At 71.4% G+C, this 14,941-nt stretch carries 10 protein-coding genes; 6 read left to right on the forward strand and 4 right to left on the reverse strand.

What is annotated here, in order from left to right:
* Nucleotides 1-1,157: 1,157 nt before the first annotated feature.
* Nucleotides 1,158-1,421: a cell division protein SepF gene (sepF, locus tag KLI87_RS02620; RefSeq protein ID WP_214615681.1), complete on the reverse strand. Its 264-nt coding sequence runs from the start codon at nt 1,419-1,421 to the stop codon at nt 1,158-1,160.
* Nucleotides 1,422-1,857: 436 nt separating this feature from the next.
* On the opposite strand from sepF, the gene KLI87_RS02625 reads away from it, so the two are divergent.
* A complete protein-coding gene (locus tag KLI87_RS02625) occupies nt 1,858-3,633 on the forward strand; it encodes an ABC transporter substrate-binding protein (RefSeq protein ID WP_214615682.1) in 1,776 nt (591 codons plus the stop codon).
* Between the two features lie 7 nt (nt 3,634-3,640).
* Here the strand turns inward: KLI87_RS02625 and KLI87_RS02630 are convergent, their stop codons facing one another.
* The gene (locus KLI87_RS02630; protein ID WP_214615683.1) at nt 3,641-3,985 is read right to left on the reverse strand and encodes a hypothetical protein; all 345 of its coding nucleotides are present in this window, start codon (nt 3,983-3,985) and stop codon (nt 3,641-3,643) included.
* A gap of 156 nt (nt 3,986-4,141) precedes the next feature.
* On the opposite strand from KLI87_RS02630, the gene KLI87_RS02635 reads away from it, so the two are divergent.
* A complete protein-coding gene (locus KLI87_RS02635) occupies nt 4,142-5,446 on the forward strand; it encodes an MFS transporter (RefSeq protein ID WP_214615684.1) in 1,305 nt (434 codons plus the stop codon).
* Here KLI87_RS02635 and KLI87_RS02640 read toward each other — a convergent pair whose 3' ends face one another.
* Together KLI87_RS02640 and KLI87_RS02645 are read right to left on the reverse strand one after the other, a co-directional pair.
* On the reverse strand, nt 5,447-6,760 hold the full coding sequence (locus KLI87_RS02640) for an adenosylmethionine--8-amino-7-oxononanoate transaminase (protein ID WP_214615685.1): 1,314 nt from the start codon (nt 6,758-6,760) through the stop codon (nt 5,447-5,449).
* Nucleotides 6,757-8,223 carry a CCA tRNA nucleotidyltransferase gene (locus KLI87_RS02645; RefSeq protein WP_156217111.1) on the reverse strand — a complete coding sequence of 489 codons (1,467 nt, stop codon included), beginning with the start codon at nt 8,221-8,223 and terminating at the stop codon, nt 6,757-6,759. The genes KLI87_RS02640 and KLI87_RS02645 overlap by 4 nt, the downstream gene beginning before the upstream one ends.
* Before the next feature lie 388 nt (nt 8,224-8,611).
* Here KLI87_RS02645 and KLI87_RS02650 point away from each other — a divergent pair, with 388 nt between their 5' ends.
* The 4 genes from KLI87_RS02650 to KLI87_RS02665 all read left to right on the forward strand — a co-directional run bounded on the left by KLI87_RS02650 (nt 8,612) and on the right by KLI87_RS02665 (nt 14,911).
* On the forward strand, nt 8,612-9,184 hold the full coding sequence (locus KLI87_RS02650) for an aminoacyl-tRNA deacylase (RefSeq protein ID WP_214615686.1): 573 nt from the start codon (nt 8,612-8,614) through the stop codon (nt 9,182-9,184).
* Between the two features lie 259 nt (nt 9,185-9,443).
* On the forward strand, nt 9,444-12,569 hold the full coding sequence (locus tag KLI87_RS40855; RefSeq protein ID WP_214615687.1) for a DUF6049 family protein: 3,126 nt from the start codon (nt 9,444-9,446) through the stop codon (nt 12,567-12,569).
* Nucleotides 12,570-12,606: 37 nt separating this feature from the next.
* The gene (murJ, locus tag KLI87_RS02660; protein WP_308165821.1) at nt 12,607-14,280 is read left to right on the forward strand and encodes a murein biosynthesis integral membrane protein MurJ; all 1,674 of its coding nucleotides are present in this window, start codon (nt 12,607-12,609) and stop codon (nt 14,278-14,280) included.
* A 172-nt stretch (nt 14,281-14,452) separates the two neighbouring features.
* Nucleotides 14,453-14,911, forward strand: coding sequence for a hypothetical protein (locus KLI87_RS02665; protein ID WP_156217108.1), 459 nt, complete (start codon nt 14,453-14,455; stop codon nt 14,909-14,911).
* Nucleotides 14,912-14,941 lie beyond the last annotated feature (30 nt).

Genomic DNA, 14,941 nt, shown 5'->3' on the forward strand with positions numbered 1-14,941 from the left:
CGCCATCCGCGTCCCACCCCCGCGAAGGCACAGCAGTCGCTCACCACGCCCCGCCCAAGCTGCCGCCCACCCACATGCCACGCACCCAAGGGGTGGGCCGCACCCTGCACCGCCCCCGCCTGAAGCCCAGCACGCGCAAAGCGCCATCACCGCGCCCACGGTGCGGGTGATCTTTTCTAGCGCCTCCACCACCCCGGCACCCACAGGTGCCACGGGCGCTCACCGCCCCGCCCAAGGTGCCACCCACCCCAGGTGCCGCGCACCCAAGGGGTGGGCCGCACCCTGCATCGCCCCCGCCTGAAGCCCTCCACGCGCGAAGCGCCATCACCGCGCCCACGGTGCGGGTGATTTTCTCTAGCGCCTCCACCACCTCGGCACCGACAGACGGCAGACGTTCACCGCCCTCCCCAGATGTCGCACGCCCAACGTGCCGCATGCGCAACACGCCGCGCACCCGAGTGGTAGGCCCCCGTGCCCTGCACCGACCCCACCACCTGAGGCCCTGCACCCGCGAAGCGCCATCGCCACGCCCACGGTGCGGGGTGATGTTCTCCAGTGCCTTCACCGCCCTGGCCCCCCAGGCGCCGCGGGTGCTCACCGCCCTCCCCGGATGTCGCACGCCCAACGTGCCGCATACGCAACACGCCACGCACCCGAGAGGTGGGCCCGCGTGCCCTGCACCGACCCCACCACTTGAGGCCCTGCACCCGCGAAGCGCCATCGCCTGCCTACGGTGCGGGTGGTGTCTTCTGACCGCCTTCACTCGCTTCACCGCCCCCATTTGCTTCGCCACGTTCAGCGGCATCCCGTATCCGGCGGCGTGACAGGGGGATCATCGCCGCGCATGCGGGCGCCCGCTTATCCGACATGCCTCGCATCTGTGTCGTGCCGCGTGTCCGAAGGGCTGGGTAGGCGAGGCGGGGTGGTGGCTTTCGTCGGTTTCGCTGGCATCTGGTGCTGGCAAGGGGGGTTGTCGCGGTCTCGGTGCGGCTCGCTGCTGGCGCCGGTTGCGTGGTCGGCTAAGTGTGCGGGTGTTCCGCGTTGTTCTTCCGTGGTCGCCGTTCGGGGGGCGGAGTTGCGAGGGTGGGCGTCGCGGGGGGTGCGGTTCGTGTTTGTGGGGTGTTCGAGCTGGTTGGTGATGTCGTGCGCGGTTTGTGTCAACCGGCCAGGTGGGCCAGGTCGGGGATGTGCGCGGGGGCGATCTGGGGTCTGGCGGGGGGCTGGAGGAGGAAGAGCTTCTTGTCCAGTCGCTCCATCTCGCCGCCTCGTCCGCAGATCAGCCCGGCACAGAAGTCCACCAGCTGCCTGGCGACGTCGTCGGGCAGCAGGGTGAGATCCATGATCACGGGGTCACCCTTGCGGAAGAAGTGTCCGACGTGGACCACCTCGTTGTAGTCCTTGGGACTGAGCGTTTTGATCACGGGTCAAGTCTGCCCATGCTCCCCTGTAGTGCAAGACCCCATCGGGATGGAGGCTTCCTAGGGCCTTGGTCTTCGCGAGCTTGAGTTGTTGTGGGGCCCCGGGTGGTGCGTTTGGGCGCTCAAGGGCATTTCGGGGGCGCGTGTCTCGATCGGTCGTGGGCGTTTCCTTGCGGGCGGGGCGAATCACCGGGGATCGGGCCGGTGCCGCCGCAGGTCAGGGTGCCTGTGTGGGGTGTTAGTTCGGGTGTGCCGGGGGTCTGATCACAATGTGTCAAAAGGGCGTGCCGACAGTGGACACCACCGTGTCAGGACGTCCTTACTTCTGTAGAGCTCGTAGAGGAAAACGGCGATGTAGCGGCTCTTTGTCACGCTCTGGCCCTACTGTGACACCGCCGGTGATTGCGCGCCTGCTTCCGGGAACCGAGTGGAGGACGTGATGGCACGCGAGGTGATCAAGGTGACGGCCGGGCTCGCCGGGCTCGCGGTCGGGTTAACGGCCTGCGGTGGGGGGGACCCGGCCTCTGGGGCGGACGGGCCGCCCCGGCAGGGGGGGACGTTGCGGGTCGTCGGGTCGTCCGACGTCGAGCATCTGGACACGGCGTCGGTGGCCAGCGTGGGCGCGTACGGGCTCGCGCGGATCTACGCGCGGACGTTGCTCGGGAGCCGTGCGTCCAACGACTTCCGCGAGACCGTGCCCGTGCGGCCCGATGTCGCGGCGCGGGTACCGACGCGGGAGAACGGAGACGTCAGCGAAGACGGGCGGACCTACACGGTGCGGCTGCGCGGGAACGTCCTGTGGAACACGCGTCCGGCGCGGGCGGTAACGGCGGGGGACTTCGTGCGCGGGTTCAAACGGTTGTGCAACCCCGCCTCGCCGTCCGTCGGCAAGAGCTACTACATCTCGACGATCAGGGGCATGGAGGGCTTCTGCCGGGGGTTCGGCGGTGTCGACGCGAAGGATCCCGGGGCGATCTCCGCGTACCAGAACGGGCACGACGTCGAGGGCATACGCGCCGAGGACGACCAGACACTGGTATTCGGGCTGAAGAGTCCGGCCAGCGACTTCCTGAACCTGCTCGCCCTGCCGTTCACCGCGGCGGCGCCACGGGAGTACGACGCGTTCCTGCCGGACGGGCAGGAGTTCCGGCAGCACACGATCTCCGACGGGCCCTACCAGATCAGCGAGTACCGGCCGGGTGCGTCGTACCTGCTCAGCCAGAACCCGGCGTGGCGGCAAAACACCGATCCGCTGCGCGAACGGCATGTGGACAGGATCCAGATCACGCTCGGGCAGGACTCCCCCGAGACCGTCCAGCAGCAGATCGAGCAGGGGGCGGCCGACCTCGCGTGGGACCAGCCGGTGCCGAGGCAGGCGATCCCGAGGTTGCGCGACGACCCGAGGTTCGCGGTCCGGGAGACGCCGAGCAACAGTCCCTACCTGGTGTTCAACACGCGCAGCCCGAACAACGGCGGCGCGCTCGGCGACCGGGAGGTCAGGCGGGCGCTGGAGTACGCCGTCGACCGGAGCGCGCTCATCAAGATCGTTGGTGGGCCGTCGATCGCGCGGCCGCTGCACACGGTGATCCCGCCGGGCAACGCGGGGTATGCCGCGTCCGATCAGTATCCGACACCGGGCGGGTCAGGCGATCCGGCGAGATGTCGTGATCTCCTGGGGAAGGCGGGGCATCCGGGGCTCACGCTGAAGTTTCCCTACCGCACCAACAGCGTCCACAAGCTGATCGCGCAGTCCCTCCAGCAGAACCTCGCGGCCTGCGGCGTCAGGGCCGATCTCGTCGCCGACACCGGCGGGTCGTTCTACTCCAGCACGATCGCCACGCCCGCGAAGGCCCGCGAGGGCCAGTGGGACATCGCGGCTCCCGGCTGGACGCCCGACTGGTACGGCAACAACGGCCGCTCGATCATCCAGCCACTGTTTGACGGACGCACCTACGGGCCGAACTCCACCAACTACGGCGGCTATGACAATCCGCAGGTCAGTGCGCTGATCGACGCGGCGCTCACCGCGCCCGACACCGCGCGCGCCGACCAGTACTGGCGGCTCGCCGACCAGAAGATCATGGAGGACGCCGCCATCGTCCCGCTGCTCGACCGGTCGCACACGATCTTCCGTTCGTCACGGGTCCGCGGGGCGCGGTTCCTGCCGACGGCCGCCGGATACGACTACACCCGGCTCTGGCTCGCCGAGGACTGAGCGGCGGTCACTCGTCCGCGCCGGAGAACCTCCTCGCGAGGTCGCGGTGCTTGTCGGCGGCGAGCTTCGCCTGCGCCGGGGTGATGGTCGATCCCGGCATGCCGCCCAGGCGCTCGACCTCGTCCGCGAACCGCAGGTGCTCGGTCTGGGCGTGCTCGCGGCAGGCGAGGCAGGTGACGCTGTCGGGACGCGGGGAGGTCATCGCGTAGGGCACCCGCAGGCCGCAGCCGGTCCAGACCAGGCTCGGCAGGTCGGCGGCCAGGCCGAACGCGGAGGCCATCAGGTCGCGGACGGCGGCGCTACGGCGGACCACCGTGGACTCCACGTGGATGTGCGGATCGTCCCCGCCCATCTGCCCTCCCTCACGCGACCGCAGGGCGTAGGGACGAGTCTGCCATGCGCCCCCCGCGCCTGGGGGACGCGAAGTCCTCCCCGGAGGGACCGAAACGTCCAGCGTCGTGGGTCGCGCGGGCGGGAGCGGTGGGCCGAGGACGAATAGGGTGATCGGGTGAGGGCTGGGGAGTTGCGGCGGATCCTGCGGGGTCGGAACTTCCGGCGCCTGTACGCGACGCGGCTGACCTCGCAACTCACCGACGGGCTGTTCCAGGTCGCGCTGGCCGGTTACGTGTTCTTCTCCCCCGAGCGGCAGACCACGGCGGGCAAGGCCGCGGCGGCGTTCGCGGTGACGCTGCTGCCGTATTCGGCCCTCGGCCCGTTCGCCGGGGTGTTCATCGACCGGTGGCAGCGGCGGCAGATCCTGCTGTGGACGCCGATCCTGCGCGCCGTCCTGGTGCTGCTGGTCGGGGCCCTGGTCGCGGCGGGCCAGGACGGCCTGGTCTTCTTCCTCGTGGTGCTCGTCGTGCTCGGCGTCAACCGGTTCTTCCTCGCGGCGCTGTCGGCGGCGCTCCCGCATGTGGTGCGGCGCGATCAACTGGTGACGGCGAACGCGTTCGCGGTGACCTCCGGGACGGTGATCGCGTTCACCGGTGCCGGCCTCGGCTACCTGCTCAGGCGCGTGTTCGGCGGCGGGACGGAGGGGACGGCGCTGATCCTCGCCTTCGCCGCCGTGCTGTTCTTCGCCGCCGGAGTGACGGCGACGACGCTGCCCCGGCTGCTGCTCGGCCCGCACCCGTCCGAGGACGCCGCTCCCGAGAAGGCGGCGATGGGGGTTCGGGAGGCGCTCGGCGGGGTGCTCGGCGGCCTGGCGGACGGGGCGCGGCACATCGCGCGGCGGCGGCAGGCGGCGCTCGCGCTCGCGGCGATCTCGTTCCACCGGCTGCTCTACGGCGTCATCCTGATCATGACGTTGCTGCTGTGCCGGAACCACTTCACCGAGAACGCGGACGCCGGGCTCACGGCGTTCGCGGTCATGCTCGGGGTCTCGGGCGCCGGATACTTCGCCGCCGCCGTGGTCACACCGGCGGTGGTGCGGCGGATCAGCAAACCGGCGTGGGTCACGTGGCTGCTGGCGGCGGCGGGGGCGAGCCTGCTCCTCTTCGGGCCGCCGTTCGCGGAACCGGCGTGGGCGGCCGGCTCGTTCGCGCTCGGCGTCGTGTCGCAGGGGGTCAAGCTGTGCGTCGACACGACGCTCCAGGAGTCCATCGACGACGCCTACCGCGGCCGGGTCTTCGCCGTCTACGACATGCTGTTCAACGCGACGTTCGCCGCGTCGGCGGCGGCCGCCGCGTCCTGGCTGCCCTTCGACGGCCGCGCCCGGCTCACGCTCATCGCCGTGATCATCGCCTACGCGGCCGGGGCGGTCGCCTACTGGACGGGCACCGCCCGCGTCCGCGGGGCCGCCGTCGCCCAGTGATCAGAGGGACTCGGCGATCGCGGTCATCGCGGCGGCGATGTGGGTCGTCTCGTCCTCGGTGCAGACGTAGGGCGGCATGGCGTAGATCAGCTTGCCGAAGGGGCGCAGCCAGACGCCGTGGGCCATCGCGATGTCCTGGACGGCCTGGACGTCGACCGGTTCGCGCGCCTCGATGACGCCGATCGCGCCGAGCACGCGGACGTCCGCGACGCCCGGCAGGTCGGCCGCGGCGGAGAGTTCGCTGGTGAGGATCGCCTCGATGGTGTCGACCTCGTCCCGCCAGTCGCGCGAGAGCAGCAGCTCGATGGACGCGGACGCGACGGCGGCGGCCAGCGGGTTCGCCATGTACGTCGGCCCGTGCATGAGCGCGCCCGCCTCGCCGGAGGTGATGCCGTGGGCGACGCGGTCGCTGCACAGGGTCGCGGCCATCGTCATGTAGCCGCCGGTGAGGGCCTTGCCGAGGCACATGATGTCGGGCACGACCTCGGCGTGGTCGCAGGCCCACAGCTCACCCGTCCGGCCGAAGCCGGTGGCGATCTCGTCCAGGACGAGGAGGACGCCGTGCTCGTCGGCGATGTCGCGCAGGGCCCGCAGGTACTCGGGGGCGTAGAAGCGCATGCCGCCCGCGCCCTGGACGACCGGCTCGACGATGATCCCGGCGAGCTCGTGCGCGTGCGCGGCGGCGAGGGCGGACAGCTCGTCCAGGTACGCCTGGTCGGGGGCGGCGGAGTAGCCGAGCGGCGGCACGGGCGCGAAGACGTGCCGGGCGAGGACGTCGCTGAAGATGTGGTGCATGCCGTTGACCGGGTCGCAGACGGCCATGTCGCCGAACGTGTCGCCGTGGTACCCGCCCCGGACGGTGAGCAGCCGGTGCCGCTCCGGACGCCCCTGGGAACGCCAGTACTGCAACGTCATCTTGATCGCGACCTCGACCGCGACCGAGCCGGAGTCGGCGAAGAAGACCTTGGTGAGCGGTTCGGGGGTGATCGAGACCAGCGTCTCGGCGAGCCGGACGGCCGCCGGGTGCGTGAGCCCGCCGAACATGACGTGGGCCATCTTGCCGAGCTGCCCGGTGACGGCGGCGTTCAGGCGCGGGTGGTTGTAGCCGTGGATGGCGGCCCACCAGGACGACATGCCGTCGATCAGCTCGGTGCCGTCGGCGAGGGTCAGCCGCACGCCGTCCGCCGACACGACCGGCTGGACGGGGACGGCCGCCGGCAGCGGCGTGTAGGGGTGCCAGATGTGGTCGCGGTCGAAGGCCAGCATCCGCTCGGTCTCGGTCGGGCTCATCCGGCCCAGCTGCAACGGGATCATTCCTGGCCCTCCCCGAGCACGCCTTCGGCGGCGGCCCATCGGCGGAGTTCGGCGGCGGCGGCGTCCTTGCCGATCATGCCCTGGTCGAGCCGCAGCTCCAGCAGGAACTTGTAGGCGCGGCCGACCAGGGGCCCCGGCGTGATGCCGAGGATCTCCTGGATCTCGTTGCCGTCGATCTCGGGACGGATCGCCGCCAGCTCCTCCTCCTGCGCGAGCCGGTCGATCCGGACCTCAAGATCGTCGTAGGTGCGCCGGAGCCGGTCGGCCTTGCGCTTGTTGCGGGTCGTGCAGTCGGCGCGGGTGAGCTTGTGCAGGCGGGCGAGCAGGGGGCCGGCGTCGCGCACGTACCGGCGGACGGCGGAGTCCGTCCACTCGCCGGTGCCGTAGCCGTGGAACCGCAGGTGCAGCTCCACCAGGCGCGACACGTCCGCGATGGTGTCCTTGGGGTAGCGCAGCGCGGACAGCCGCTTTCGGGTCATCTTCGCGCCGACGACCTCGTGGTGGTGGAAGGAGACGCGCCCGCCCGCCTCGAAGCGGCGGGTGCGCGGCTTGCCGATGTCGTGCAGCAGCGCCGCGAGCCGCAGGACGAGGTCGGGGCCCTCCTGCTCCTGCGCGATCGCCTGCTCCAGGACGATCAGCGAGTGCTCGTAGACGTCCTTGTGCCGGTGGTGCTCGTCGATCTCCAGCCGCAGCTTGGGCAGCTCGGGCAGGACGTGCTCGGCGAGCCCGCTGTCGACGAGCAGCGCCAGGCCCTGCCTCGGGTACAGGCCGCAGATCAGCTTGGACAGCTCGTCCCTGATCCGCTCGGCGGAGACGATCCCGATCCGTTCCGACATGTCCGTCATCGCGGTGACGACGTCGGGCGCGACCGTGAAGCCGAGCTGGGAGGCGAACCGGGCGGCGCGCATCATGCGCAGCGGGTCGTCGCTGAAGGAGTCCTCGGGGCGGCCGGGCGTCCGCAGCACCTTGCGCTGGAGGTCGGTCAGGCCGCCGAAGGGGTCGACGAACTCGTAGCCGGGGAGCCGCGCGGCCATGGCGTTCACGGCGAAGTCGCGGCGGCGCAGGTCCTCGACGAGCGAGGTGCCGTAGGAGACGCTCGGCTTGCGCGACTTCGGGTCGTAGGACTCGCTGCGGTAGGTGGTGATCTCCAGCTCGACGCCGTCCTTGCGGAGGCCGACGGTGCCGAACTCGATGCCGATCGTCCAGACCGCGTCCGCCCAGCCGTCGATGATCTCCAGGATGCGCTCGGGCGGCGCGTCGGTGGTGAGGTCGACGTCCTTGGTGGGGCGGCGCAGCAGCGCGTCCCGGACGGGCCCGCCGACCAGCGCCAGCTCGTGCCCGGCCGCCGCGAACCGGTCGCCGAGCCCGTCGGCGACGGGCGCGATGTTGCGGAGCAGCTCGGCGATCGCGGCGCGGCGCGGCGGCGAGGGCTCGGGGGACACGTTCTGGTTGGGCACGGCCATCGAGCGTATTTCCTTGGGAAGCGAGCTGACAAAGGACTTTCGACGATTCCCGGGGGTACGCGCCGGAGCCCTTGCGGTGGCCTCGTTCCGGTCGGCGCCCGGTCCGGAGACCGTACGAAGGAGGACGCGGGCTCTTCACACGGCGCGGACCCCGAGTTACGTTCTGGACACCCCGATGACGCCGGCGCGATCGCCGTGAGCCTCCCCCACGACAACGGTAGCGGGATCCGGTGGGGCACGGTCCGCCGCGGGTGCGGCACCGGAGTATTTCTGGGGCCAACGGGTCGTATCACCACAGGTGGGGCGATTCCCCGCCGAGACACCACGGGGGGACAGGGAAGCCAGGTCGGGGGGTCAGCGGGGGAGTCCCCGCGGGACGGAGCCGGTCATGAAGGACGCCCTCGCCATCCACCGCGCACTGCTCGAACGGGAGATCGCGCACGAGATCGTGCGCCTGCCCGTCGCGGTGGCCCACGCCGACGAGTTGCCCACGGCGCTCGGCCTCCCGGCGGACCGGTGCCTGGCGACCCGCGTCTACGCCTGCGTCGGCGCCTTCCAGGGCGGCCGCTTCCTGACGGGGGTGATCGTCGCGGCGGGCCGCCGCCCCGCGGCCGAGGCGGTGCGGCTGGCCGCCGGCGCCCGGCTGATCCGCCCGGCCCGCGCCGACCTGGTCAACTCCGTCACCGAGTACGCGGCGGGGCTCGTCTGCCCGCTGCTCCTGCCGGGCTCGATGCCGCTGCTGATCGACCGGCGCCTGGTGGACGGTCTTCCGGGCGACGCCGTCGTCTACACGGCGACCGGCGAACCGTCCACGGCCCTCGGGATCCGCGGACGCTCGCTGTTCAGGCTCTGCGAGGCCAAGCCGGTCGACCTCTCCTCCCCGCAGGACGGCGGAACGGAGCCGGGCTCCGGCGCGGACCGTCCGGGCCCTCCGGACCCCCGCCACCATCCGGTCGGCTGAATCATGGGCCTGGCCGGTCGCGGGTGGACGCCCCTGGTCGCGATTTCGCCCGGGTTTCGCCGAGTTTCCCCCGTCCCAGGAGCCACTTCTGGAAATCTGGCGTGGCGGTTTGGCATCCGGACGACCAGAATCCTTGCCACAGGTGGGCGGGAAGGTCTGATGGGGCCTATGTCGGGACTACCATCGGGGCCGTGGTGCGGGAAATCGACGCCCGCCGTCCCGAGGCGGCCCCTGCGGGCGGCCCTTGGGCGGACGTGGCGTGAGAGCGGTCAAACGCGCGGTCGCGCTGGCCGCTCTCCTGCCCTGCTTCATGACGGCGGCGGCACCGGCGATGGCACTTCCCGCCGGGGCGTCCCAAACCCCGGTGCTGGCACAGCCGGATCACCAGTCGGCCCCGGAACAGGGACGGGCGCGCGCGCAGGTCGGGGTCGGGCTGACGAAGGTGAGCCCCAAGACCGTCCGGGAGAACTCGCGGATCGAACTCGCCGGCGTGGCCCTGAACCGCTCGGGGCACGAGCTCGCGGGGCTGACGATCCGGATGCGGTACCGGCAGCAGCCGATCCGGAGCCGCAGCGAGCTGGACCAGATCGCGGCCGGGCAGCCGTCCGTCCTGCCCGGGTACGGCCGTCCGGTCCAGCTTCCCCAGGCCGCCGCGCCCGGGGGCAGGCACAACTGGGCGTTCAAGGTCACCACGAAGTCGCTCGGGCTGCAGGCTCCGGGCGGCGCCCCCGGCGTCTACCCGGTGGGCGTCGAGGTGCTGAACTCCGCCCAGCAGGTCGTGGGCGGCGTGACGACGTTCCTGACCTTCACGCCGAGGACCGCGAACTACAAGAAGGTCGCGGTCGGCTGGGTCTGGCCGCTGATCGACCGGCAGCACCGCGCGAACGACCGGACGTTCCTGGACGACCAGCTCCGCAAGGACGTCGCGGCAGGCGGCCGGCTGAACGGGCTCGTCAACGCCGCCGCGGCGACCGACACCCCGGTCACCTGGGGAATCGACCCCGCGCTGCTGGACGACGTCCGGCAGATGGCCGAGCACGACTACGCGGTGAAGGCGCCGGGGGCGAGGTCGGGCGCCGACAAGCGCAAGAGCCCCGAGGCGGCCGCCTGGCTGAACACGCTGAAGCTGGCGGCCAAGAGCGACCCCTACTTCACCGTCCCCTACGCCGACCCGGACGTGCTGGCGCTCGTCCGGCACAAGATGACGCGCGACGTCCAGATCGCCTACGACCCGAGGAACACCTCCCTCGTGGCGAAGGAGCTCGGACGCCCCGCCGACGCGCACATCGCGTGGCCGGCGATGGGCCTCGCCGGGCCGGACACGCTCGACCTGCTCGCCAAGCTCACCCTGAAGCAGGGCGCCGGATCCTTCCTGATGAGCAGCGAGCACTTCCAGCCGCCGCCGTCGGGCGGGCCGTCCAACGCGGTCACGACGATCCCGACGACCTCCCAGGGCACCAAGAAGGCCCTGCTCTACGACGACAAGCTCAACGAGATCGTCAGCAGCCCCTCGCGGTCGTCCTACAGCGCGCTGCTGACCGAGCAGCGCTTCCTCGCCGAGACCGCGATGATCGCCGGGGAGACGCCGAACGTCCAGCGCGCCGTGATCGTCGCCCCCGACCGGAACTGGAACCCCGCGCCGGGTCTCGCCCGGAACCTGCTCCAGTACAGCAGCCACTCGCCCTGGCTGAACGCGATGCCGCTGAGCAAGTTCGAAACGGCGCAGCCGCAGACCCGGACCTTCAACGGCGTCGGCCAGAAGTACGAGCGCTTCGAGCTCGGGCTCCCCTACCTCAGCCAGGTCCGCAACATCGCCCGGCGCGCCGCGTCCTTCCAGGCCGTTCTGGTCCCCCCGGTCTCCATCTCCTACGAGCGCGCCCTGCTCCGGGCGGAGTCGACGTCCTGGCGCTCCCACGGCGAGCGCGCCAAACGCGCCAGAGACGAGCTTTCGGACGAACTCGCCCGGGAGATGGACAAGGTCCGGATCGTCACCAACGAGAAAAGACGCGCGAACATGGCGGGCAGCTCGGGACGGCTGCCCGTGACCGTCGAGAACAAGCTGCGCGGCCAGCGGGTCAAGGTGCGGCTCAGCGCCACCTCGGCCAACAGCGCCAAGCTCCGGCTCGGGCGGCTCGCCGCCGGCGAGGAGGTCATCGAGCTGCGCCCCGGCGAGGTCGTCCAGCGCTGGTTCCCGGCCCAGGCGGCGGGCAACGGAAACTTCCCCGTTCACCTGCAACTGGAGATCCCCGAATCCAACGGCAGAAGGTTCGGCAAGGGCGTGGACATCACCGTCCGCACCACCGGGTATGGGCGTCTCGCCCTCCTCATCACGAGCGGCGGACTTGCCGTACTCTTCGTGGGCGTCGGAGTGCGGGCCATCAGAGCAAGGCGCCGCCGGAAATCGGAGGCAGCCGGTGACGGGTCGACCGGAATGGGACCAGCAGCACCCGGAGGACCAGGGAGCGGATTCCCCGGCCCCGGCTTCCCCGGGTCAGCCGGCCCCGGCGGACCCATGGGCCCCGCAGGCCCCACCGACCCCTCAGCCCCCTCGGCCTTCGCCGCCCCCGCGGGACCCGCGCGCCGCCCAACCCCCTCGGGACCCGCGGGCCGCTCAGGGCCCCCGCGACCCTCGGGCCGCCCAGGGCCCCCGGAACCCCCAGGGCGCTCGGAACCCCCAGGGTCGGCAGCCCCCGGCGCAGAACCCGGGCCAGGCTCCCTACCAGGGGTATCCGAACCCGCCCTCCCAGAATCAGCAGGGCACGCCCATGGGCCGTCCGCCGGCCCGCCCGGCGACGCCGCCCCCGGCGCAGGGCCGTCCGCAGCCCCCGCGCAGAACGGAGCAGAACCCCGGCTGGACGCCTCCGCCGCCCCAGGGGCGCCCGCCTCAGCGGAATCCTGGTCGTCCGCCTGGTCAGAACTGGCTGAACCAGCCCCAGGGACGTCCGGGACAGGGCCCCCCTCCAGGCCCGCCGCCCCAGCAGGGCCCTCCGCGGACCCCAGGGCCACGACCCCAGAGCCCATCGAGGCCGGGTCCGGGCGGGAACCAGCAGAACCGGATGCCTCCTTCGGCACCAGCGCAGCCTGGTGGACGACCGATTTCGCCGGCCCCTGGGCAGGGTCAGGGACGCCCGAGGCAGACCCCTCCCCCGAACCAGGGCCAGCCGGGACGAATGGGGCCGCCCCAGGGCGGTCCGGGACGGATGGGTGGACAGGCTCCGAACCAGGGCTACCCGCAACGGATGAGTGGGCAGGGCCCGAACCAGGGCTTCCCGGCGCCGCAGACGCCGGGCCCGCGACCGACGGGTCCCCCCGGGCGGAGGAACCCGGCCTACCCCCCGCCAACGGGCGGCCCACCGGCAAACATCGCGGCGAGAACCGCGACTGACTTCCCGGTACCGGGCCGTCCGTCGTCGGAGACCGTCGTGGACGTCGCCCCCGGGGGCGGCCCGTCGGGGGACGACGGCGGCAAGGGCGGCGCGTCGGGCATCCTGAAGTCCGGCGCGGTCATGGCCGTGGGAACCCTCGCGTCCCGCGTCACCGGCTTCCTGCGGACCGCCATGCTCGTCGCCGCCCTCGGCACCGGCGCGCTGGCCGACGCCTACAACACCGCGAACACCGTCCCGTTCATCGTCTACGACCTGCTGCTCGGCGGCGTCCTCACCGCCGTGGTCGTGCCGCTGATCGTCCGCGCGCGCGAACGCGACCCCGCCTACGGCGACCGCTACGAGCAGCGCCTGTTCACGCTGGCCGTCCTCGGCCTCGCGGTGATCACCGTCGTCGCGGTGCTGCTCGGCCCTGTCTTCATCTCGATCTACGGCGGCGCGATGGAGGGCGACCAGCGCGACCTCGCCGTCCTGTTCGCGCGCCTCTTCGCGGTGCAGATCTTCTTCCTCGGCGTCAGCGCGTTCTCCGGCGCGATCCTCAACACCCGCAAGCGGTTCGGCGCGCCGATGTGGGCCCCGGTGCTCAACAACATCGTGATCTGCGGGACGGCCGGCGCCTTCCTCCTGGTCAGCACCGGGACGGTGACGCCCGGCTCGATCACGGGCACCGAGGTGACGCTCCTCGCGGGCGGCACCATCGGCGGCATGGCGTTGCAGACCCTCGCGCTCTGGCCGTCCCTGCGCGGCTCCGGCTTCCGCTGGCGCCCCCGCCTCGACTTCCGCAAGGGCGAACTCGGCCAGATGGGCCGCATGGCCGTCTGGACGCTCAGCTACGTCGTCATCACCCAGATCGGGTTCGCGGTCACGACGTCCCTCGGCAACGCCGCCGGCGTCCTCGGCCGCAAGGAGCACCTGGGCGACGTCGGCTACACCCCCTACTTCAACGCCTACCAGCTCTTCCAGCTCCCCTACGCGATCATCGGCGTCTCGGTGATCACCGCGCTGCTGCCCCGGATGAGCGAGCACGCCGCCGCGAACCGGATGACCGAGGTCCGCGACGACTTCTCCAGCGGCCTCCGGCTCTGCTCAGTGATCATCCTGCCCGCCGCCGCCCTGATGGCGACGCTCGCCGACGAGATCACCACCGTCCTGTTCGCGCACGGCCAGACCACCGCGTCCAACGCGCAGGTCATCGCGAACGTCCTGGAGATGTTCTCGATCGCCCTCGTCCCGTTCGCCGCGTACCAGCTCATGCTGCGCGTCTTCTACGCCATGCAGGACACCCGCACCCCCGCCTTCGTCAGCGTCGCCGTCGTCCTCACCAACATCGCGACGGCCTTCACCGCCTACAAGATCTTGCCCACCGACAAGATCATCGTAGGCATCGCGGCCGGGTTCGCCCTGGCCCAGACCGTGGGCGCCTTCGTCGGCTGGGCCATCCTCCGCCGCCGCCTTGGCGGCATGGACGGCCGCCGCATCGCCCTCACCTACCTCAAACTGGCCGTCGCCCTCTGGCCCCTGATCGGCTTCGCCTACGCCATCCACCTGGTGGTGGACTCGGCCCTCGGCGAAGGGCTCCTCTCCGGCCTGGCGACCCTGGCGGTGGCCAGCGCCGGAGGCGGCATCCTCTACCTGCTCTTCGCCAAACTCCTCCGGGTCAGCGAGGTCCAGACCATGATCACCACCATCAGCTCCCGCATCCCGGGCCGCTGACCCCCACGACAACGGCGCCGACCACTCGGATGCGAGCCACGCGAGGACGGGCGGGCGATGGCTCCAACTTCACCCGCCCGCACCGAGAACGGTGTCAATCACCAGTGAAGCGACATGAGTAGGGCTGTCAAGGTTCCTGTCATGTTCGATCACGCCGGGCTAGCTTTCACGCATGACGACACCGGCCAGTGCGCCGTCCCAGCGGGGCCCCTCCAAGATGTGGGTCCAGACCGGTCCGCTCGACATCAACCAGTCCCTCACCACCGCCTACGCGCAGGTCCACCCGTCCGGCCTGACGATCACGATCCCCTTCCCTGGCGTGTGGGAGCTCTCGTACCAGGCCCGTTCCGTGATCAATTCCGGCGCCGCGAACACCAACTACTGGGCCAGCACGGTGCTGTACAAGGGGCAGACCCCCATCGACGGCAGCCAGGCCCTGGCCGGGGGCGGCGGCCCGGCGAACCTGATCCTCCAGTCCACCGCCGGGCAGACCGTCCTGGTCGACCTTGAGGCCAACGACGTCGTGAGCCTCTATGCCAAGGGCATCGGCTCCCAGGGCAACAACGCCTCCATCCTGAGCAACGCCGACGGCCGCACCACCATCGCAGCCCACTGGGTCAGCGCAGTCTGAGCAGCCCACAAGCCACGACAACCCCCTGGC

Origin of the sequence: Actinomadura sp. NEAU-AAG7, assembly GCF_018603865.1 — a bacterium.
GTDB classification, from domain to species: Bacteria; Actinomycetota; Actinomycetes; order Streptosporangiales; family Streptosporangiaceae; genus Spirillospora; species Spirillospora litoris.

What these genes read in the sequence shown, in the direction of transcription:
- KLI87_RS02625 (WP_214615682.1), top strand. Translation starts at nt 1,858, where the DNA reads ATGGCACGCGAGGTGATCAAGGTGACGGCCGGGCTCGCCGGGCTCGCG.
- KLI87_RS02630 (WP_214615683.1), bottom strand. Translation starts at nt 3,985, where the DNA reads ATGGGCGGGGACGATCCGCACATCCACGTGGAGTCCACGGTGGTCCGC.
- KLI87_RS02640 (WP_214615685.1), bottom strand. Translation starts at nt 6,760, where the DNA reads ATGATCCCGTTGCAGCTGGGCCGGATGAGCCCGACCGAGACCGAGCGG.
- KLI87_RS02645 (WP_156217111.1), bottom strand. Translation starts at nt 8,223, where the DNA reads ATGGCCGTGCCCAACCAGAACGTGTCCCCCGAGCCCTCGCCGCCGCGC.
- KLI87_RS02650 (WP_214615686.1), top strand. Translation starts at nt 8,612, where the DNA reads ATGAAGGACGCCCTCGCCATCCACCGCGCACTGCTCGAACGGGAGATC.
- KLI87_RS02665 (WP_156217108.1), top strand. Translation starts at nt 14,453, where the DNA reads ATGACGACACCGGCCAGTGCGCCGTCCCAGCGGGGCCCCTCCAAGATG.